At 32.8% G+C, this 22,268-nt stretch carries 21 protein-coding genes; 1 reads left to right on the top strand and 20 read right to left on the bottom strand.

Annotated elements, in window-relative coordinates; all coding sequences use genetic code 11:
* Positions 1-52: 52 nt before the first annotated feature.
* The 18 genes from BLR17_RS03035 to BLR17_RS02945 form a co-directional block, all read right to left on the bottom strand.
* Positions 53-1,387, bottom strand: coding sequence for a murein hydrolase activator EnvC family protein (locus BLR17_RS03035; protein ID WP_066327788.1), 1,335 nt, complete (start codon positions 1,385-1,387; stop codon positions 53-55).
* Positions 1,388-1,413: 26 nt separating this feature from the next.
* Positions 1,414-2,190 (bottom strand): lipoprotein insertase outer membrane protein LolB1, encoded by a 777-nt coding sequence (locus tag BLR17_RS03030; RefSeq protein ID WP_066327792.1) that lies wholly within the window; start codon positions 2,188-2,190, stop codon positions 1,414-1,416.
* A gap of 1 nt (position 2,191) precedes the next feature.
* Entirely contained in the window at positions 2,192-3,541 is a 1,350-nt protein-coding gene (locus BLR17_RS03025; RefSeq protein WP_066327793.1) for a tetratricopeptide repeat protein, read from the bottom strand.
* Positions 3,542-3,676: 135 nt separating this feature from the next.
* Positions 3,677-4,687, bottom strand: coding sequence for a sugar nucleotidyltransferase (locus BLR17_RS03020; RefSeq protein ID WP_066327796.1), 1,011 nt, complete (start codon positions 4,685-4,687; stop codon positions 3,677-3,679).
* Between the two features lie 40 nt (positions 4,688-4,727).
* Positions 4,728-5,042 (bottom strand): GIY-YIG nuclease family protein, encoded by a 315-nt coding sequence (locus BLR17_RS03015; RefSeq protein WP_066327798.1) that lies wholly within the window; start codon positions 5,040-5,042, stop codon positions 4,728-4,730.
* 140 nt (positions 5,043-5,182) lie between these two features.
* A complete protein-coding gene (gene dut / locus BLR17_RS03010) occupies positions 5,183-5,617 on the bottom strand; it encodes a dUTP diphosphatase (protein ID WP_066327800.1) in 435 nt (144 codons plus the stop codon).
* A gap of 33 nt (positions 5,618-5,650) precedes the next feature.
* Positions 5,651-7,126 (bottom strand): lipopolysaccharide biosynthesis protein, encoded by a 1,476-nt coding sequence (locus BLR17_RS03005; protein ID WP_066327802.1) that lies wholly within the window; start codon positions 7,124-7,126, stop codon positions 5,651-5,653.
* 162 nt (positions 7,127-7,288) lie between these two features.
* Positions 7,289-8,149 carry an ATP synthase F1 subunit gamma gene (gene atpG / locus BLR17_RS03000; RefSeq protein ID WP_026712865.1) on the bottom strand — a complete coding sequence of 287 codons (861 nt, stop codon included), beginning with the start codon at positions 8,147-8,149 and terminating at the stop codon, positions 7,289-7,291.
* A 79-nt stretch (positions 8,150-8,228) separates the two neighbouring features.
* Complete coding sequence (gene atpA, locus BLR17_RS02995; protein ID WP_066327803.1) at positions 8,229-9,806, bottom strand: F0F1 ATP synthase subunit alpha; 1,578 nt, start codon at positions 9,804-9,806, stop codon at positions 8,229-8,231.
* Positions 9,807-9,843: 37 nt separating this feature from the next.
* A complete protein-coding gene (atpH, locus tag BLR17_RS02990; protein ID WP_066327805.1) occupies positions 9,844-10,377 on the bottom strand; it encodes an ATP synthase F1 subunit delta in 534 nt (177 codons plus the stop codon).
* A gap of 4 nt (positions 10,378-10,381) precedes the next feature.
* On the bottom strand, positions 10,382-10,882 hold the full coding sequence (locus tag BLR17_RS02985) for a F0F1 ATP synthase subunit B (protein WP_066327808.1): 501 nt from the start codon (positions 10,880-10,882) through the stop codon (positions 10,382-10,384).
* 123 nt (positions 10,883-11,005) lie between these two features.
* The gene (gene atpE / locus BLR17_RS02980; protein ID WP_026712861.1) at positions 11,006-11,197 is read right to left on the bottom strand and encodes an ATP synthase F0 subunit C; all 192 of its coding nucleotides are present in this window, start codon (positions 11,195-11,197) and stop codon (positions 11,006-11,008) included.
* A gap of 95 nt (positions 11,198-11,292) precedes the next feature.
* On the bottom strand, positions 11,293-12,456 hold the full coding sequence (atpB, locus tag BLR17_RS02975) for a F0F1 ATP synthase subunit A (RefSeq protein ID WP_066327810.1): 1,164 nt from the start codon (positions 12,454-12,456) through the stop codon (positions 11,293-11,295).
* A gap of 540 nt (positions 12,457-12,996) precedes the next feature.
* Complete coding sequence (locus BLR17_RS02965) at positions 12,997-13,227, bottom strand: AtpZ/AtpI family protein (protein WP_066327813.1); 231 nt, start codon at positions 13,225-13,227, stop codon at positions 12,997-12,999.
* Positions 13,220-13,600 (bottom strand): bactofilin family protein, encoded by a 381-nt coding sequence (locus tag BLR17_RS02960; RefSeq protein ID WP_066328480.1) that lies wholly within the window; start codon positions 13,598-13,600, stop codon positions 13,220-13,222. The genes BLR17_RS02965 and BLR17_RS02960 overlap by 8 nt, the downstream gene beginning before the upstream one ends.
* Positions 13,601-13,602: 2 nt before the next feature.
* Positions 13,603-16,224, bottom strand: a complete 2,622-nt coding sequence (gene porW / locus BLR17_RS02955; protein ID WP_066327815.1) for a type IX secretion system periplasmic lipoprotein PorW/SprE — start codon at positions 16,222-16,224, stop codon at positions 13,603-13,605.
* A 158-nt stretch (positions 16,225-16,382) separates the two neighbouring features.
* On the bottom strand, positions 16,383-17,054 hold the full coding sequence (locus BLR17_RS02950; protein ID WP_066327817.1) for a hypothetical protein: 672 nt from the start codon (positions 17,052-17,054) through the stop codon (positions 16,383-16,385).
* A gap of 10 nt (positions 17,055-17,064) precedes the next feature.
* The gene (locus BLR17_RS02945; protein ID WP_026712854.1) at positions 17,065-17,400 is read right to left on the bottom strand and encodes a PadR family transcriptional regulator; all 336 of its coding nucleotides are present in this window, start codon (positions 17,398-17,400) and stop codon (positions 17,065-17,067) included.
* A 130-nt stretch (positions 17,401-17,530) separates the two neighbouring features.
* On the opposite strand from BLR17_RS02945, the gene BLR17_RS02940 reads away from it, so the two are divergent.
* Entirely contained in the window at positions 17,531-18,580 is a 1,050-nt protein-coding gene (locus tag BLR17_RS02940) for a ferredoxin--NADP reductase (RefSeq protein WP_066327819.1), read from the top strand.
* Positions 18,581-18,701: 121 nt separating this feature from the next.
* On the opposite strand, the gene BLR17_RS02935 is transcribed toward BLR17_RS02940, so the two are convergent.
* Complete coding sequence (locus BLR17_RS02935) at positions 18,702-19,463, bottom strand: GLPGLI family protein (RefSeq protein ID WP_139068355.1); 762 nt, start codon at positions 19,461-19,463, stop codon at positions 18,702-18,704.
* Positions 19,464-19,473: 10 nt separating this feature from the next.
* Positions 19,474-22,257: an outer membrane beta-barrel protein gene (locus BLR17_RS02930; protein ID WP_066327825.1), complete on the bottom strand. Its 2,784-nt coding sequence runs from the start codon at positions 22,255-22,257 to the stop codon at positions 19,474-19,476.
* Positions 22,258-22,268 lie beyond the last annotated feature (11 nt).

Genomic DNA, 22,268 nt, shown 5'->3' with positions numbered 1-22,268 from the left:
AACATAAAAAAAGCGAATCATTCGATTCGCTTTTATATTTTCAATTCTATTTTTAATTCGCTAACCAACCCTGAGGGTTCAAATAAGTGGTATTTTGCGAAATGATGAATTTCAATACTGTTTTTCCGGTATCTCCATTAGTTCTGATGCGTCCAATACTTTGTTTTGCACTTACCTTGTCTCCCGATGAGACCGAAACAGAACTCAAATATTGATAAACTGTAAAATAATCTCCATGTTTAATAAAAACGGCTTTATTGACAGGAGATATTACCTGAACACGAACCACTTCTCCATTAAATACAGCTCTGGCATTAGCCCCTTCATTAGTGGTGATTTCCAACCCGCTATTATGAACCACCAAAGTGTTATACACCGGATGTGGCTGATCTCCATACCCTAAAGAAATAAATCCTTTTTCTACCGGCCACGGCAATTTACCCCTATTGGCTCTAAAATTATCGGCAACTAATTTATCTTCCGGGGTCATTTCAATTCTTGAAGAAGAAACCGGACCTCTTGAAACCGTCTCTCTAACTTCCTTCTCTTCTGTTGCGGATGTTTTTTCTTTAGACGAACCTTTTTTGGTTGCTGAAGTTTTTGATTTTTCGGCAGCGGCTAAAGCAGCCGCTTTAGCGCGTTCAGCAGCGGCTTTTCTGTTGGCTTCTGCAATGGCTTCACGAATTAAACGGTTAATTTGAGCATCAATAATTTTAGATTCTCGCTGTTTTTTTCGAATTTCAGAAACAATTCGGTTTTTATCTTTTTTAATCTGATTAACCAATTTTTCCTGCTCTTGTTTTTCTTTCAAAAGCGACTGTCTTTCTTTTTCGTTCTCGGCAATTAACTTTTGCTTTTCTATTTTTTGAATTTTTAATTTTTCATTATACTTAATCAATTCTGTTGATTTAGCATAAATCTCCTCACCCTGCGATTTTCTAAAACTGGTATATTGCTTTAAATATTGAACTCTTTTATAAGCCTGCAAAAAATTCTCCGAAGAAAGAATAAACATCGCTCTGCTTTGCTCTGAACGGCTTTTATATGAATTTAAAATCTTATTAGCGTAATCTTCTTTAAGTACATTCAATTCTCTGTTGAGCTTATTGATTTGAAGTTGATTACGATACATATCATCTGCCAAAAGTCTTTTTTGCTTTTCGGTTGTATTAATCAAAGTTTCTTTCAGCTTGATTTTATTTTTTTGAATCAAAAAAACATTCATAGCCGATTTTTCCTTTGATTTGACACTTTTCAACATCTTTTCATTCTCTCTAATCTCTTTTTGAATTTGAGCTTTTCGTTGTTCTAATTTTTCTTGCTGCGACTGACTCCACATCACTGAAGTCAAGCAAACAAATAACAGACTAAGGAAATATTTTGGCATCTTAAAAATTTTCTTTTTTTGCAAATTTACTTAATTAATATTCTTTTGTAACCATCAGGAACACTATATGGAAAAGAAAGTTCTTCGTTAAATGAAACCGAATTGTAATTTAAATTAATTTCCGATTTTCCTTTAGTTTGAGATGTTCTAATCTCAATACTTGCCGGCAAATTAGCTTCTTTGTAAGCCACTCTTTCCGGATAGGAAATTTGGATGGTTCTGTTTTCAGTTTCCTGAGTAACTTCCTGCTTGTTTACACTGAAATCATTTGAATTAAAATAAAAACTTTTTTTTGTATTTCCGTTTTTAGCATCATCTAAACGATACAGATTATCCATTAAAATCTCGGTATATTTTCCTTTGTTTAAATCGTCCAAAGCTTCTCCAACCAACATATTTTGGATTTTACTGTAATCCAAATCTGTTCCTAACCACTGACTCAAAGCACTAAAATCACCTTCAAAATAAGTCCCTTTTACTTTTTCGTAATAACTTACCGATGTAGGCGTGATAGACGCTTTTGCCATTGTAATACCCAGAAAACGAAGACTCACTAAAATTTGCTGGTCTTTCTTAATTCTGATTTCGGCGGCTACATTTTGTGCCTGTTTGTCATCGGCATAACGTGCATTGGCTTTAATGTATAATGTAGAAAAGTCGTTTTTATTGCTGTAATGATTGTCAATTATTTTACTTGCTTTCATATAATCAACTGGTTCTGTAACGGTTGCCGAAGTAACTATGGCTTTGGGCTTACAGGAAACCATAAAAATGACTACTAAGAATACTAAGAATTTCTTCATTTTATTTTTGTTTTTTTAATAATTGATCGGCTTTAGAAAAGTAAAATACCTTTTTATTAATATCTCCTAATCCATTATATGCTTCTCCTAACTGAATATTATAATTTATTTCTAATGTAATATCCTCTACTACATAATCCATGCCTATTTCCAGTATTTCCTTAGCTTTTTTAAACTGTTTTAACTGATTGTAAGCTAATCCTGCATAATAATAGAACTGGGGTTGTGCCGGATACAATTCTAACATCTCACTGGCCATTTTTGCCATTTTATCAAACTCCGAAGATTGGGTATAAACATCCATCAGGAGCAAAGTGGATTCTACATCCGGAGTGGTACTTTTTTTAAGTCCCAATTGATAATATTTTACAGCCTTATCCCATTGCTTTTTATTATGGTAATATTTCCCAATTTCTTTGGCAACATTCACATTCGAATCATTATCAAAATAAGAAATGGCTTTGTCTAAATCAGCTGTAAATTCAGGATGAGTATTTACATAAATGAGAAACTCATTGAAAATTCGGTGTTTTATTTTACTGTCAATTTTAGCACTTCCCAAAACAATATTCATCGCTTTAATAGCTTTATCACTCTCATTAGCGACTAAATAATTTTTAAACAAACTCACCTGCGCCCATTCTGAATTTGGAATTTCCGTTTCCAGTTTTCGGGCCGTTTCCAGTACTTTTTCTAAATCATCCTTTTTGGAATACAAATAAATCAGTGAAATGTAATTTTCTTCGACCTTAGGGTATTTATTGATTTGGTCAACAAGATTCGTTATTTCAGCATCCTGATATTTCCCCTGAGATAAAATTTGAATTTTATAATTTTCTCTCCTTTCCGATTTTCCAACCGTTTCATTCAACTCATTGATAAGCGCCAATGCTTTATCAAATTCACCAATATTCATATATAGAGAAGTCAAATCTTCTTTGAATTTTGAATCAAACGAAATGAGTTTATTAATCACCTTAACCGCATCTGCATAATCCTTAGTCGCATAATCCACATCATACATCCCTATTAAAAACCATTTGTTTTTAGGATCTAAACTATAGGCTTTTTCAAAATCAGCATAGGCGTTTTTATAATCTTTTAAAGCCAAATAATTTTTACCTAATTCATGGTAAATCGTAGCATTATTAGCATCAATCTTCAAACAACGCTCTAAAGCCACAATAGCTTTATCGTAATTTTCAATTGCCTTATGCTTTAAAGCTTCAAAAAAATAATCTTTAAATTTATTTTCATCAGGCTTTATATCTTCGGGTTCAGTTTGTCCCCATGACAAAGCCGAATTGCATAGCAAAACCAACATTATCATTAAAGAAACAAACTTTTTCATTTTACCGAATTAATCACATTATATGTCCTTTTTTGTGTCATTTCGACGAAGGAGAAATCACATAACGAGAACAAACATCTTGTGTGATTTCTCCTTCGTCGAAATGACAAAAGTATACGGTTTTAGTGTCCTAAATTATTCTAATACCGAATAATCACCTATGCTAATACTTGTGAAATTACCATCAAAGCTGGCGTGATTCCCAATCATGGCATTATCCAGATTAGCATTTTTAATATGTGCATGCGTTTGAACCAAACTGTTTTTAATACTGCTGTCAATTACGTGGCAGCCATTTCCTAAAGAAACATTCGGACCAACAGTTGCATTGATTAATACCACATCATCACCTATAAAACAAGGCTCAATAATAGTAGAATTCTCCAATTTTATTTTTGGAGAAACTAAACTTTCTTTATCCTCTGCAAGGAAAGCCAGCATTCGTGAATTGGTTTCAACTGTTACATTTTTGTTCCCGCAATCCATCCAGGCACTTACTTCACCGGTTTTAAAGATTTTGCCATTAGCCATCATGTTTTTGATACCATCGTTAATTTGGTATTCACCACCATTTTGGATATTGTTATCTAAAACATTTTGCAATTCCTGTTTTAATACAGCGATATCTTTGAAATAGTAAATTCCGATAACCGCTAAATCACTAACGAATTCTTTGGGTTTTTCTACCAATTCGATGATTTCGTTTTTCTCATTTAATTTTACCACACCAAAAGCTTCCGGATTTTCAATTTGTTTTACCCAAATTACCGAATCAGCTGTTGGATCCAATTCAAAATCAGCTCTGATTAAAGTATCCGCATAAGCAATTACCGCAGGACCTGAAAGCGAATCTTTGGCGCACATAATAGCATGTCCTGTTCCTAAAGCTTCATTTTGATAATAAATAGTTCCTCTGGCACCTAATTTTTCGGCAATGGCAATTAAATCCTGTTCTACTTTTTCACCAAAACTTTCATGGATAATAAAAGCTACTTCTTCTATTTCCTGATTCAAAACTCCGGCAATATCTTCCACTAATCTATGAACGATTGGTTTTCCGGCAACCGGAATTAATGGTTTAGGAATAGTTAATGTATGAGGACGAAGACGTGAACCACGTCCGGCCATTGGAACGATTATTTTCATAATTCATGCCCGCGAATGCGGGTATCTTTTAAATTAAACTTTATTCTCTTATTTTATTAAAATTGAAATTCCAATTTAAGCTTACATCCAACCACGTTGGATTCATATCTTCTATTAAATTTACCTTCCAATCTCTTTTCCATTTTTTTAATTGTTTTTCTCTTTTTGTAGCATCAAAACCATTTTCCCATTCTTCAAAATAAATTAATTTATCACAATTATATTTTGCCGTAAAAGAATTTGAATAAACTTTTAGTTTATGTTCTTTAACTCGTTCTATTAAATTATCTGTTACTCCAATGTAAATTACTCCTTTATGTTTATTTGACATAATATAAACAAACCATAATTTCATTTTAAGACTGTAATTTATTTTAAAATTCCTGCTTTCAAAAAAAGTTGTTTTTGCTTCCTAAATTGAATATAAGATTCCTGCTTTCGCAGGAATTGTTTTTGCTTCCTAAATTGAACACAAGATTCCTGCTTTCGCAGGAATTATTTCACCCCGGTACTGCCAAAACCGCCTGCTCCTCTTGATGTTTCAGTTAATTCTTCCACTTCAATCCATTCGGCGCGTTCGTGTTTAGCAATAATTAATTGGGCAATTCTTTCTCCGTTTTGAATTTCAAATGCCTGATTGGATAAATTCACTAATATTACTCCTATCTCACCTCGATAATCGGCATCAACCGTTCCAGGGCTGTTCAACACAGTAATTCCGTGTTTCGCCGCCAGTCCGCTTCTGGGTCTTACCTGTGCTTCATATCCTATCGGCAATTCGATAAAAAGACCTGTTTTTACAATCGTTCTTTCTAAAGGTTGCAAGATGATTGATTCGGTTAAATTTGCTCTCAAATCCATTCCTGCTGAAGCTATCGTTTCATAGTCAGGCAATGCATGTTGCGATTTATTGATAATGTTTATTTTCATTTTGTAACTATTGTTATAAAAAACAAATACCGCTTATTGTTGCGGTTTGCTTTTCGTTTTAAGAATACCCATTAAAGTCTCTTTCTCGTTATGGTAAATAAAATAAAGAAACAATAATAATAAGCTGATTCCAACAAAATAATTTTCTCTAAAATAATAAAAGGAAACTACGGAAAACAAAATAGACAAACCTAAATAACCTCCTATTTTTTGAAAATCATAAGGAATTGGATAATATTTATTGCCCATATAATACGAAATCAGCATCATACTTCCATAAGCCGCCAATGTTGCTATAGCCGAACCTACATAACTCATTGAAGGAATTAACAAAAAGTTTAATATCAAAGTAATGATAGCGCCAACAATAGAAATATAAGCCCCTACATAGGTTTTGTCAATCAACTTGTACCAAACGGAAAGATTCGTATAAATTCCCAAACAGAAATTGGCCAGAATTATCAAAGGAACCACTTTCATAGCCACCCAATACGAATCGTCACGAATCATGATGAATTTGAACAAATCAGCAAAAACAATCACACTTAACATAATGAATGAACCGAATATGACAAAATACTTCGTTACCATCGCATAAGTTTGCGGTGCATTTTCATTTTTAGCATGACTAAAAAAGAAAGGCTCAATCCCAAGTGTATAAGCCGTACGATACAAAACCATAAACAAGCCTAATTTATAACAAGCCGAATAAACCCCTACTTCATCATCGGCGATACTTTTTGGCAGTAATTTAGACAATAGAATTTTATCAAATTGTTCGTTGATGGCAAAAGCGATTCCGGCTACTAAAATAGGTAATCCATATACCATCATTCGCTTCCATAAAGTAAAATCAATTTTCCATTTTAAGAAAACATAATCCGGCGATAAAACCACAAACGTTAACAAACTGGCAATAATATTGGCTAAGAAAATATAGCCCACCTGAAAATTTTCTATATAAAAAGAACTCACCAATCCTGTTGGATTGTGCTCTGATAATTTAGGCAAATACACTAAAAACAGCACACTTAGTAAAAGATTCACCAGGACATTCCCAATTTTAATGATAGCATACATTATAGGTCTTTGTAATGCTCTTAATTTTGAAAAAGGAATAATAACCAAGGCATCCAAAACCAAAATCCAAATGGAATACGTAATATATTGAGAGTCTATTCCGGACCAATCGGCTAGAGTAGTTCGGAACAAAATGGCTGCAACAAGAAAGATAATAGTAGTCCAAAAAATAGAAACCATTGAAGTTTCTACAACCGACTGTTTATCTTCTTCTTTATTGTAAAATCTAAAGAAAGCGGTTTCCATTCCATAAGCCAAAATGACGTTGAAAAAAATCATCCATGCAAATATGATGGTAACTTTCCCATACTCGTCTTTGGGAAGCAAATCAGTATATAAAGGCACTAACAGGAAGCTAAACATCCTGGGAATCACCGTAGCAAGTCCGTAAATGGCCGTTTGTTTAAAAAGATTTTTATATAAACCCAAAGTGTATTGTCTTAATGCTTTTCAAAAAACAAAAATAACTAAATCTTTGGTTTAATCAGCGTAGGATTTTAGTGATTCTATTCTTTTTATAAACAGTTGTAACAAAAAAAATAGCCGCGTTAATCACGCGGCTATTTTTATATAAGAAAATAAACTTTTCAATTAAGCGTTCAAAGCTTCTGCTCCACCAACAATCTCTAAGATTTCGTTAGTAATAGCAGCCTGACGTGCTTTATTATATGTTAATTTCAATTGATTTCTCAATGCAGTTGCATTATCAGTTGCTTTGTGCATAGCCGTCATACGCGCACCGTGCTCAGAAGCAAAAGAATCACGGATTCCTTTGTACAATTGTGTTTTTAATGATTTAGGAATCAAAGTCAACACGATTTCTTCTTTTGATGGTTCGAAAATATAATCTCCGGCAGCTACATTTAAATCTGATTTAACAGGAGCTAATGGTAAAAATTGTTCTGTTTGAACGATTTGAGTAGCGGCATTTTTAAATTGATTGTAAATCAATTCGATTCTGTCATACTCACCACCAACAAATTTTTGAGTTAATGTTTCGGCAATAGCAGCAACATTATCAAAAGTCAAATCATCAAAAACAGTACTTTGATTATCGATTACTGTATTGGTTTTGCTTAAAACATCATTTCCTTTTTTACCGATGGCAAAAACATCAACTTGTTTTCCTGCATAAAATGTAGCACGATTTTTAACTTCTTTAATTACATTTGAATTAAAAGCACCACATAAACCTCTGTTTGAAGTAATCGCTACTAATAAAACTTTTTTAATTTCACGTTGTGTAGTGAATTCTTCACCTACTCCTCCTTCAAGAGTTGCAGAAAGATTTTGTAATAATTCCGTTAATTTTTCGGCATAAGGGCGCATGGCTGTAATTGCATCCTGAGCTTTTTTAAGCTTAGCTGCAGAAACCATTTTCATCGCCGATGTGATTTGCATCGTAGATGAAACGGAAGTAATTCTATTACGGATTTCCTTTAAATTTGCCATTATATTGTTGTTGTTTGTTGTTTGTTGCTGGTTGACAGATTCTCTCTAAAAACTATCAACCAACAACTATCAACTAATATTAGTTATATTTTGCAGAAACTTCTTTCGCTACAGCCTCGATTACATCTGTAATTTCGTCTGTTAATTTTCCGGCTTTCAAAGCATCAAGAGTAGCTCTGTGTTTAGCATTCATGAATTCCAAGAAATCTTTCTCAAATTCTTTTACTTTAGCAACAGGAACATTTCTCAATAAGTTTTTAGAACCAGCATAGATAATAGCTACTTGGTCTTCAACAGTATAAGGATCGTTCAAACCTTGTTTCAGGATTTCAACGTTTCTTTTTCCTTTTTCGATTACGTTTAAAGTAACAGCATCCAAATCAGAACCAAATTTCGCGAAAGCTTCTAATTCACGGAATTGAGCCTGGTCTAATTTTAAAGTACCAGATACTTTTTTCATTGATTTAATTTGAGCATTACCTCCTACACGAGATACAGAAATACCTACGTTGATAGCAGGACGAACCCCAGAGTTGAACAAATCACCATCTAAGAAAATTTGTCCGTCAGTAATAGAGATTACGTTTGTTGGGATATATGCAGAAACGTCACCAGCCTGAGTTTCGATAATTGGTAAAGCTGTTAATGAACCACCACCTTTAACGATTCCTTTGATAGACTCCGGTAAATCGTTCATGTTTTTAGCAATATCATCATCAGCGATAACTTTACAAGCACGCTCTAATAAACGAGAGTGTAAGTAGAAAACGTCTCCAGGATAAGCCTCACGTCCCGGTGGTCTTCTTAATAAAAGAGATACCTCACGGTAAGCAACAGCTTGTTTTGATAAATCATCATAAACAATTAAAGCCGGACGTCCAGAATCTCTGAAGTATTCTCCGATAGCAGCACCTGCCATAGGCGCATAAACCTGCATTGGAGCAGGATCAGAAGCATTAGCAGCAACGATAACTGTATAAGCCATTGCTCCTTTTTCTTCTAACATTTTTGCAATTCCAGCTACAGTTGAAGCTTTTTGTCCAATTGCAACATAGATACAGAATACTGGTTTACCAGCATCATAAAATTCTTTTTGATTTAAGATAGTATCGATACAAACAGTTGATTTACCTGTTTGACGGTCACCAATAACCAACTCACGTTGACCTCTACCAACCGGGATCATAGCATCTACTGCTTTTACACCTGTTTGTAATGGCTCAGTTACTGGCTGACGGAAAACTACTCCAGGAGCTTTTCTTTCCAATGGCATTTCGTATAATTCTCCACCGATTGGTCCTTTTCCATCAATTGGCTGACCTAAAGTGTTTACTACACGTCCTACCATTTGTTCTCCTACTTTAAGAGAAGCAATACGTTGTGTTCTTTTTGCAGTAGAACCTTCTTTGATTCCTGTAGATGGTCCTAAAAGTACCACACCTACGTTATCTTCTTCTAAGTTCAATACAATAGCCTCAAGACCATTTTCAAATTCTACTAACTCTCCGTATTGTACATTTGAAAGCCCGTAAATACGAGCAATACCATCTCCAACTTGAAGTACAGTTCCCACTTCCTCTAGCGTAGCGCCAGATTCAAAACCTTCTACTTGCTTTCTTAATATTGCTGAAATTTCAGCAGGTTTGATTTCCGCCATCTTAATTTATAATTTAGACACTTAATGTGCAATAAAACTAGTTACTTAATTCTCTTTTTAATACTTGTAATCGGTTAGCGATTGAAGCATTGTATTGCTTATCACCTATTCTTAGAATAAATCCTCCAATGATTGCAGGATCTACTACATTTTTAATTGTTACTTTTTTATCTGACAAAGATGCTATTTTAGCCAAAACTTTAGCTTCTAAACCGGCATCCATAGCAATAGCAGTAGTTACTACAGCTACTTCTAAACCATTAGCCTCATCAAATAATTCAGAATATGCTTCTGCAATAGCTTCAAGGATTTCAAATCTTTTATTTTCAAATAATAAATGAAAGAAACCTTTAGTTACACCATTGACATTAGCAAAAACTTCCAATAGTGCATTTTCTTTTACATCAACACTAATAGTTGGACTTTGAATAAAAGCATTTAATTCAGAGTTCCCTTTAATAGTGGAAGCAATTAAAACCATATCGTTATTAATCTCGTTAGCCACTCCTATAGAGTCTGCCATACTAAGAATCGCTTTTGCGTAACGAATTGCTGCTCTTGTACCTGCCATAATATTAGTTTAGCTTTACGTCACCTAACATTTTCTCAACTAATTTAGTTTGAGCTTCAGTGTTAGATAATTCGTCTTTCAATAATTTCTCTGCGATACTCAATGACAAAGTAGAAACCTGTAGTTTCAATTCAGCCATAGCTGCATTTTTTTCGCTGTTAATTGCTGCTTTAGCCTGCTCAATCATTTTCTCACCTTGTGCCTGAGCTTCACCTTTTGCATCAGCAATCATCTTCTCTTTCATTTCACGAGCTTCTTTCAACATAGCATCACGCTCTGCTCTTGCTTCGTTTAAGATTCTTTGATTATCAGCCTGAAGTACCTGCATTTCTTTTCTTGCATTCTCAGCAGATTCTAATGCATTTTTAATTCCTTCTTCTCTCTCATTAACTGCATCAAGAATAGGTTTCCAAGCGAATTTTTTCAATAAAAATATTAATCCAACAAATATTAATACTTGCCAAAAAAACAAACCAAACTCAAACTGATTAATTAACTTTTCCATTATATATAATTCTAAGTTTTATATTCTAAATTTAATCTTCTTGCATTGCTGCAATGTAATGTTTTAATTTTAAAATCAACAGTTACAACCAACCGTTGTAACTATTGATTTTTTTAGTTTTAATTAAGCTGCGAATAAAGCTGCGAAACCAATACCTTCAATAAGTGCAGCTGCGATAAGCATAGCTGTTTGGATTTTTCCTGAAGCTTCTGGTTGACGAGCAATAGCGTCCATAGCAGAGCTACCAATTTTACCAATACCTAAACCTGCTCCGATAACGATTAATCCAGCTCCAATAATTTGTGGAATTTCCATGATATATATATTAAAAATTAAACATTCAATTTAATGTTGAATCGTTAATTTGTTTTTTCGTTTAACCCGATTAAACAAATAACAATTAAACAATTTTAGTGGTGCCCTTCTTCTTCGTGGTGGTGTTCCTGAACAGCCGCACCAAAATAAAGAGCTGATAACATTGTGAAAATATAAGCTTGTAAGAAGGCTACCAAAATCTCTAAGATAGACAATACAAATGCTAATCCAAATGATAAACTACTTCCAATCCAGCTTTTAAAGATAAACATTAAAGCGATGATACTCATCAATACAATGTGACCTGCAAAAATATTCGCGTACAAACGAATCATTAATGAGAAAGGTTTAATGAAAATACCTAATAACTCAATTGGTGCTAAAATAATACGCATTGGTTTTGGTACACCCGGCATCCAGAAAATGTGTCCCCAATATTCTTTATTAGCAGTAAGGTTTGTAATTAAGAAAGTTAAAATCGCTAATGAAAAAGTAATCGTAAAGTTACCAGTAGCGTTAATTCCAAGTGGTGTTAAACCAAAGATATTTAAGAACAATACAAAGAAGAAGATGGTCAATAAATAACTCATGTAGTTTTTGTATTTTTTCTCACCAATGTTTGGGATTGCAATTTCGTCACGAACATATACTACAAGTGGTTCAAAGAAACGTCCCACACCTGAAGCAATTCCTCCATTTTTAGCATATGATTTTGCTAAACCTGTAAAAATAAAGAACATTAAAATTGCAGCAACAATAATAGAAACTACAGTTTTAGTAATTGAAAAATCGATAGGACGAATATTATCCGGATGTCCTGTTTCTTCATTTTCATGAATAGTTCCTGTAGCATCCGTTTTATAGATTTTACCATCGTGATGGTTCAATACATAGTAGTTACCATTTGACTCAGCTACTTCTTTTCCATGGTGGAATTTAGCTGAAGAGAAAATTTGCAAACCGTTATCCCATAAGATAACCGGCAATGGGAATCCCCAGTTTTCTCCTGTTTCATCATCCTGAGTTAATGAAAAATCATGAGAATCTAAAACGTGGTGATTAATAAAAGCTTTAATTTTAGATTTTAAATCAGCTGGCTCAGCATGACCTCCTTCATGGTGTCCTTCGGCTGCTACTTCGTGAGTTGCTTCTTCATGTACTTGTAACGAATCAACTTCCTGATTTGCAAAACTTACCAATGGAAGACACGCTAAAAATGCTACTAAAATCAATCTAAGTGGTCTCTTTAAAATCACCATAATTACTAAATATGTTATATTTACGTTTCTAAAATTTGGCGCAAAGGTACATTTTTTATTAATATCTAAAAGGATATAAAAATATATTTTTTTTAATCTCTCATTAAAGCCTCAATTTTAAGGCTTTTCGCTTAATATTCTTATAGTTACAATTGTCTCGATAGCCAAAAAAACAATAAACATGACAAAAAAATTCGTCTTCTCTATTGTTATATCATAATGCCTAATCTTCAGAATAGGTTTCAACAGCAAATAATAAAAACCAATTTTAAAAGTAGTCAATAGCAAAAACGACATTCCTACCTGATCAAAATTGCGTTCTTTTATCTTTAATAAAATCGAAATAATAATAAAAGACAGTAAAAAAAAGATAGCGTATAACTTTTCCAGACTGTAATAAAAAAGTTGCTGATCAATTTTAAAAATATAAAAAACCAACTGATGAATTACATAAACTATTAGTAATGAAACGACTAAAAAGAAATATGTTTTATAATTTTTTAAAAACATTTTTTTTGTTTTACCTAAAACCTTTTTTAATTAATCTTTATCCTTATTAATTTCATTAACCTGTCTTATTACATTATACAATGCTAAGAACACGCCTATCATAACTAATATTTTGTTGTAGTAGATTTTGGGGTGCGGATGTTTTTCATCAAGCCAGTCGCCTAAATAAGCAAACAAAAAAATGATAACTCCCATTTGAATAGGAATATTAATCAAAGCCAGCCATTTAGCTGAATTCTTTTTATTAGGTTTCTTATCCATTTGTTTCAGGCTTTTGATTTTCTTTCATAGTGCAGGAAGCACAAAAATCGGCTCCGGGTTCTACGGCTAATTTTCCCACAGTTGCTTCACCATGAATACTTGCTTTGGATTTTATATTCAACAATTCAGCTACCTGAATATTCCCATTAAACTTACCTTCAATATCAGCATTGTTACAACTGATATCTCCTGTAACACTTCCGGTAGGACCAATAACCAGTTTTCCTGTAGACTGAAAATTCCCAATTAATTCGCCATCCAATCTAAAATCAGCTTTCGAAACAATATCACCTTTTATGACAGTTCCTTCAACAATTCTATTGGTTTTTCCTAAAAGGTCGGTATAGGGCTTTTCTTTTTTCTTAGTAAACATCATTATGGTTTTTTGGATTCTAAATACGAATTTAGATTTTTCTTAATCTGAATGATTTTATAATTTTCGTTAGAAATAATAATTGCCGGCGTTTCAATTTTATACGTTGGATCTTCTTTTAAAACATTCACAACGCTATTAGCATATTCCTGTGTTGTAATGCCTTGAATGATTACGAAACCATTGGTTGCATCATAAGAATTATAAGCTAAATTTAATTTTTGCGCATTTTCTGCCTGAATGAATTTAACTATTTTATCCTCAATTGCTTTTTTATCTTTTGCAGCATTCAACGCTAATGGATAAAGAATTTTCCAATTTTTAGAATCCTTAAAATCAAAATTCATGTTTTCCAATAACGGAATTTGTTCTGCCAAAATACTATTGGCTTTCTTCCCTTCTTCAGTATTCGGATAGGTAGCGGCTACATTTTCCAAAGCCACTTTGTAAGCCGATAGTCCATTAAGTTTTGCAATAGTATTTGCTTTTAACAATTCCAATTTAGAAACTACTTCTTCGCCGGAAAACTGATTGATTAATCCGTCTATTTTTCCTAAAACTGCTTCAAACTCTTCATTAGTATATTGCTGATATAATTTCTTGTAAACTTCGTCAGGACTTCCTTCTTCCACCAACACATTAGCATTATTTAAAATTTGTGCATAACGCGAATCAGGATATAGGCTTACAATTTTATTTCTAATTTCCTGTGCTTTGTCATTATTGGTAATTTGGTAAATTTTATACAAATGATACAAACTAGGAAGCACTAATTTTTCTTCCGGCTTATTGGCTAATAACTGCTCTAATTTTTTAGCAGCCAAATCATATTCTTTGAACTTTTCCTTATAAATAACGCCCAACTGATAATAGGCATCATTGCGCTCTTTTGCAATGCTATCAATTGCGGTAGTTGCAGTAGGTAATTGATCGAGATAAAAATTAGGATTATATCTTGGATTAAGCTCTTTCTCTTTTACAATAGAATCGGTTACTACATCTTGTTGTGCAAGTGGTGTTGTATCTTTAGGCTGAATTGCATTAGAAGCCGCAGTAGATGAAAGTCTCCAATATCCTCCTAAAGTACGTTTACCCCAATTTTTCTTAAAAGCCACTTTCCCAAATGACACCGTATTCGGATTATAAAAATAAAAATCAGCTTCAGCAGGAAGACTAGCCATCGATGGCGGAGCAAATGGAACTGCGGCTATCGGTTTTCCATTGGCACCTAAAGGAGCATTGTCAGTTGTTGATTTATTATTTCTCTCAATATTTTTTTGTTTTTGAGCTTCTTTTTCTTCTAAGATTTTTTTAGCATCGTCTGCCTTTTTAAATTTTTCAATTTGACCTTGAAAATAAGCAAGCCTTTCTGATTCAGGCATTGCCACTACTTTCAAAATACTATCATTTCTAACTGCAATGGCTTCATAGAAAATAACTTCATCCAGATTTTTTCGCACTTTTTCAATATGAATAAATTCTCTGGTTTTAGGATTCAGTTTCACTAAAGTACTGTCATAATATTTAGAAGCCTGCAAATAATGTGCATTTCTAAAATGTATATTTCCAATATTTCTATAATTGGAAGCCATTAAATAATTATTAGACTGCGTTTTCTTTAAAGAGGCATTGTAATATTCAATAGCCTTTTCTTCTCTGGCTGTTTTATCATAAAAAACCGCCATTTGGTAATTCAAAATATCCAAATACGGACGATTTTCCCTGTTTTCTAAAAGTTTATTATATTTTTCAACAAAGGCTACTTTATCTCCGTTTTGATAATCAAACAACTGCGCTAATCTTGCCTGAGATTGCATCATGTATTTCCTGTCGGATTTACGGTTCATTTTAATTACCGCCTCATAATAAGCTCTCGCCTGATCATTTTCTTCTTTTTCCTGGTACAATTGTCCCAAAATAAAACGGTATCTGGCTTTTTCATTATTATGTGTACTAAAATTGACCGCTTTCTTTAATTTGACAATAGCACTGTCTTTTTCTTCCAAATTCAAAAAAGAAGCCGCAAGAAGTGCATTGGCATCAGCCATAACCTGTTTTTTAGGATGGGTTTCTTTGAGCATTTTAGTAATATTTTTAATTACTAAAGCATCATTACCTAAACGCATATTGGTTTTTTCACGCCAAATTTTAGCTTCATCAATTCGGCTGCTGTTAGGATATTTATACAAAATGTAGTTAAAAGCGTCCAATGCCGGAATGAATCGTTTGTCGTAATAACGGGATTTTCCTAATAACAAATAAGCTTCATCAATTTGAGAATTACGCTCTCTTCCCTGAATATTCATGGAGTGTTTCTGAATGGCTTTGGTGGCTTTTTCCTCCGCCTTAGCAAAATCAGCATTTTTTGTTGTATCCGCAACCACTAAATCACCATCAACATTCATGGGTTCAATAGCTAAGATTTCCCAAAAATCATCCTGATTACTGGCTGCAATGGCTTTAATACCTTTGTCTAAACCTATTTGTCCGTTATATAAAATATTGTATTTTGTACTTAAAGCATGTGAATTTCGAGCTAAAAAAGTATCATTTCTAGTAGAACAGGCTACCAAAACACACAAACACCCCAGGGGAATTGAATATTTAAATTTATTGGTTTTCAATGATTGGCGTTTTTATCATTAAACTTTTAAAAAAGTTTTTTAGTATATGACTGGTAAAAATACGTTTCTTTTTGAAATATAGAAATTTAAACATCTATTCTTTTCTATGGATTCATTTTACGCTATTAACTTCTTGATTTTATAGCTTTTGCAAAAAATCAAACCAATTTATATTTTTTGACTGTTTTAAAATGTTCTATTGCAATCATAACTAAATAAACAGCCATAAAAAAGAAGAAACCCTTAAAAAACCATTCAAAGAAGTTCATAAAAATACTTTTATAACTATAATGACGAGACAAATCACTTAGTCTGTTTAAACCTGAATAAATCAGATAAAGATTAAAGGCCGTATGACCTACATATACTTGAAAAAAACGTCCATAAATTGTAATTGTTTTTAATTTCCAGATAAAAAACATATTTATTATGTTGATTAAACATATTAAAGAAAATACCCAATAAAAAAACAAATGTAAATTATAATAAACATATTCTTCAGGTTCTAACATTGTAATGGCTGTCATTAAAACACTAAAAATAACAACCGCTAGTAAAGAAAATTTGAATTGATTTTTAGTAATCTTAGAAAATTTTTCTTTTACTATTCTTGGAGTCACAATTTTTTCCAAAGGATTAATTTCTTCCAATTCTCTTTCCCATTTAAGGATAGCTTTAGAAAAAGCAACATCAAAATTAGACTCTTCAGTTTCTAATTCAATATCCGTTACAATGTGATCCAGTAATTCCAGTTTAATTTCTTCATAAACCACACCTTTATCCATTAAAGTTTGGTCAATTATTGCGATTTGTTCGTTAGTTAATTTCATAGCTCGAAAATTAAAATTCTAATTTTGGATTCACTAAACTCTGCATGTTTCTGATAAAATCTTCCAATTCCGAAAGTCGATTTACGGTTTCTTTTTCTCCTGATTCTGTTAGTTTATAATACTTTCGCATACGATTATCTACTTTTTCAATTTCTACATCAAGAAAACCATCGGCTTCCAGTTTATGTAATGCAGGATACAGCGCCCCTTCGGTAATATTCAATTCTCCTTGTGTAATAGCTTTTACTTTTTGAGTAATTTCATAACCATACATCTTACCATTTTCTTCTAATAATTTCATGATAATAGTGTTCAAACTGCCCTTGTATAATTGTGAATTTTTCATAATCGCTTTCATTTTGAATAACAAACATACATAAGTTTCTTATACATAACAAATTTAGGTATATAAATTTCAATCTTTTTGATTTTTAGAACTTATTCCGTTTGTTATCTTTGCTAAAAATTAAAAACACATGCCAAATTTTTTGAAACTCCTTATAAAAGAGGTAAAAAGAGAAACTGCCAATGCCGTTTCTATACTTTTTAATGTGCCTGAAGAATTAAAAGAAAATTATAAATTCATTGCAGGACAATATGTAAATCTTCGATTAACCCTTGACGGAAAAGAAATTCGTCGCGCTTATTCTATTTGTTCTTCGCCTGAAAGCGGAGAGTTACGCATTGCGGTTAAAGCGGTTAAAAATGGTTTATTTTCTCAATTTGCAAATAAAACATTAAAAGCCGGAGACGTAATCGAAGTTGGAAAGCCTGAAGGAAAATTCACTCTGGAACCTGAAGCTAACAAACAAAAAAACTATATCGCTTTTGTTTCAGGAAGCGGAATCACTCCGGTTATGTCTATCATCAAATCGGTTTTAAAAAGTGAGCCTAAAAGTTCCTTTGTTTTAGTTTACGGAAATAAATCACCGGAAGAAACCATTTTCCACCAGGAATTACACGACTTGCATTTGCAATATGTTAGCCGCTTTTTTGTGCATTATGTATATAGCCAGGCCAAAGCTGATGATGCTTTGTTTGGTCGCATAGACAAATCGGTGGTGAATTATGCATTGAACAACAAACACGCAGCCTTAGAATTTGAAAAATTCTTTTTGTGTGGTCCTGAAGCTATGATTGATACCGTATCGGGTGTTTTAAAAGAGAAAAACGTAAAAGATTCGGCTATTAAGTTTGAACTTTTTACAGCATCAGCTCATGAGGAAGTTATTACCGATTTAACCGGTCATTCTAAAATCACTATTATGGTGGATGATGAAGAAACTTCATTCGAAATGTCTCAAAAAGAAACTATCCTTGAAGCAGCTTTAAAACAGGGAATCGATGCACCTTATTCCTGCCAGGGCGGAATTTGCAGCAGCTGTCTTTGCCGTGTAACCGAAGGAAGTGCTAAAATGAAGAAAAACTCTATCCTAACCGATAAAGAAATTGCCGAAGGTTTAATCTTGAGCTGTCAGGCGCACCCAACATCAGACACTATTTATGTGGATTATGATGATGTGTAAATAAACAACATCTTCAAAATATTTTTAAACCATTAAGGATTTAAGGAAATTAAGGGTTTTTCCCTTTAAAACTTAACTTCTTAATGGTTTATTTTTATCCAAAATAACATAAGATTGTGAATCACAAAAAAGCATTCCACAAGAACATATTCTTTTGTCTTTTAACTTCTTCTTTGTCATCACCATCGCTGTACCAATCCTTTAATTTATCTTCAAAAATAGTTTTTAACTCTTTTACATTATAGGTTTTTTTGGCGGCGACAGGTTTTATATCTGCTGCATTAACCAGTGTTACATCAACTTTGGTTGCTATATAAGAAGTATATAATCTTGGTATAGTAAGTCCTAAAATCATACCCGGCAAACCACTGATAGAAACTGGACCACCTGAAATGGTAATATCATCTGTATAAAAAGCAAATACATATACGTCGTCCATGATTTTGCCTACGGCTTTTCGACAATTGTAACCCGCTATTTCTCTGTTTTCATTGGTAATTTTCCATTCAATTTTTGGAATGCTATCGTTTGTAACAAAAAGAGTTCCTCCTATTTGTTTTTGCTTGTTCATCATTCCAGTATTAAAATTAAAATACCAGCTATTTTCTTCATCTGAATCTTTCAAATATTTTGGAATTCTGGTTTTTGGACTCCATCTGTCAAATTTGAAAATACTTTTATTATCAGCAAAAGTATAATTGAAGTAAGAAATTTTAAGATCAGAAAGGTTGTCTTTCATCATTTCACCCCAACTATCATTACTCATTGTTTTTTTAAGATTAGTACTTACTTCAAATTCAATAACCGCCTTATCCACAAATTGCTGTGCGAAAGCAGAAGTTGTAAAAATTAATGCTACAATAAAAGAAAGAATTGATTTCATAGTTGTAAAGTTATTTTTTTGCTGTTTCACCACCGTTTTTAAAATTCCAAGTAAAGCCTATCATTGCATACCTTTTAAGTCTATCGTTTTGTTCCTGAGAGATCGTATTATTATATGCATTTCTTTGAATACCTATATTTTGATTTAAAATATCTCTAATCACTATATAAGCCGTAAACTCATCTTTCTTAAATGTGCGCTGCAATCGGGCATTCCACAATTGATTAGTAAGATTGTCCTGAAAATCGACTGTTTTTTGCCTGGTATTTAAATTGTAATCCGTTGATAATTTCCATTTTTCACCAAAATAAACTCCTAAATTAAAATTCAACTCATTGGTGTTAAATGATTTTACTTCGCTATTTTGAGTAGTACTACTTCGATTATAAGAAAACCTGTTACTTAAGCTAATATCATATTTCTTTTGCTTGTATTTGTACATAGAAACTGAAAGTCCTGTGTTTAAATTCTTAGCATCACCCAGTTTATCATTGATACTTATTACCGATTTATTATAGTTAATATTTGGCCTGAAATCAGTATACATATCAATTTTCTTAATCTTAAAACCATAACCGAAATAGTAATTTGCCGAAAAATTGCCATTGGTATTTATAGGTTTAGAAATAGTTTTAGCCGTTTCAGGATCTATAGTACTATTATAAATAATTTGATTAGCTGTTGTACTAAAAGAAAGTCCCTGATACATTTGCCTTTCGGTCAGCATATCGTAACTATTCTGATTGATGTTTATTCTATTCGTAAAAGATTGTTTTAAATCAGGATTCCCCAGAGTTTGATTAAAGAAATCCTGATTGTTTCTTAATGGTTGTAATTGTTCCAGAGAAGGCTGTCTTGTTGATCCCTGATAATCAAAACGCAAATTGCTATTACTTTTATACTTATAGGAGAAATTAGCCGACGGAAAAAAGTTAGTATAATTGCGCTTATATTCTTTATTCAAGCTTAAATCCTGTAAATCGAAAGTGGTAAAACCAAAACCACTTCCAACGCTGTAAGTGATTTTCTTAGCGTTATAACTCAATCTTACATTAGGTCTTTGTGTAACAACTGCTTGCTCAAACTGGTTAGACAATGAAGCAACTAACACATCATACTTATCTGTATCTTCCGAATAATCATAAGTAAAATAGTTGTTTTTACCTTTATCATAAGTTAATTGATAACTAAACTGTAATGCTAACTGCTTGGCTAAAGGTTCCGAATAACTTACACTTGCTGTCAAATTTTGGTTTGCTCTGTCGCCAATTTTATTTTGATTTACATCCACTTTTGAATCAAAATTACCATTAACATAACTTTCATTAGACGACTTTAAAATGTTGTTCGAATTGGTACTTAAACGACTCCAACTACTACTAAATGTAAATGTACGTCGGGCTTTGGCAAATTTATGTTTGAACAATAAACCCGCTGATAAAGAAGACTTATCAGAATCAGTAATGAATGTTCGCTGTTGTTTGTTTTTCAAAATATCAGCCTCACCAGTGGTTTTTCTATTGGTAAATTCATCACTTTGGGTTTGATAAAAATTAGTTTTGGCAGAGAATTTTATGGAGTTTACCGAATCTAATTTTACGTCATAAATTGCATTGAGTTTAAAGTTCCTTCTGTTAACATTGGTTTCCGTTGAACTTTCGTCATTCAAAAAAGTATCTCCCACCTGTGTTTGGGAAAATCTTCTATTATTATTGGTGTAAATTTGCTGATTAAATTTAGGTGATACATTCAGGTTTTGCTTTTCATTCCACTTGTTAGTGTACTGTATGCCGGCATTGGTGTTTTTGATAAAACCGTTTTGGGTATTCACATACGGTTCTCCGTCATTACTGCCTCCCACCCATTCGTAACTTACATTTCCATCATCATCCATGTTCATGCTTATATTCCCATCACGAGCTCCAAATTTCTCGCTGTCTTCCCAACTCAAACCATCCTGACCTGTATTTCCATTCAATAAAAATGCGGATAATTTTCTTTTGCCTTTAAAAGAGCTAAACATCAGGTTGCTGTTGTATCTGGAATCAGCATCTGTAAACGGCTGATTGGCTCCGTCTATTTTACCAAAATACCCTTTTTTCTTATCTTCTTTTAATTTCAGATTAATTGTTTTTTGGGTTTTTCCGTCATCAATCCCTGTAAATTCGGCCTGTTCACTTTTTTTATTGAAAACCTGAACTTCTTTTACAGCATCGGCTCTTAAATTTTTTACTGCCATACCCGGATCATCTCCAAAAAATTCTTCACCATCAACCAATACTTTTTGTACGGTTTCACCCATAGCTTTTATCACTCCATTTCTATCTACCTGAATACCTGGCAGTTTTTTAAGTAATTCTTCTACATTAGCATTGGCATCCACTTTAAAATCACTGGCTCTGTAACTGGTGGTATCACCTTTAATTCGAATTGAACCTGTTTTAATAACAACTTCTCTTAAAAGTTCTATCTTACTTTTCAAAGCAATATTTCCTAGTTTTATATCCGCTCCGTTAACAATTACGGCATCTACATAATCAGCATATTGATTATGCGAAGTCATCAATATATAATTCCCTGATTTTACTTCTTTGAAATTAAATTTACCCTGTTTATCCGAACGGGTAAACTTATATAAAACAGAATCGACAGGAGTAAGTAAAGCTACAACTGAATTATGTACCGGACTTTTATCTTTACTATCCGTTATTAAACCTGAAATAGTAACTTTTTGAGAAAAAGCTGAAAAAGAGGATAAGAACAAAATGGCAATTGTTAATGTAATTTTTGGCATAAAATAGTTTC

The organism is Flavobacterium glycines, assembly GCF_900100165.1.
GTDB lineage: Bacteria > Bacteroidota > Bacteroidia > Flavobacteriales > Flavobacteriaceae > Flavobacterium > Flavobacterium glycines.
Note: the sequence above shows the minus strand (reverse complement) of the source record. Positions and strands in the feature narration are given on the sequence as shown.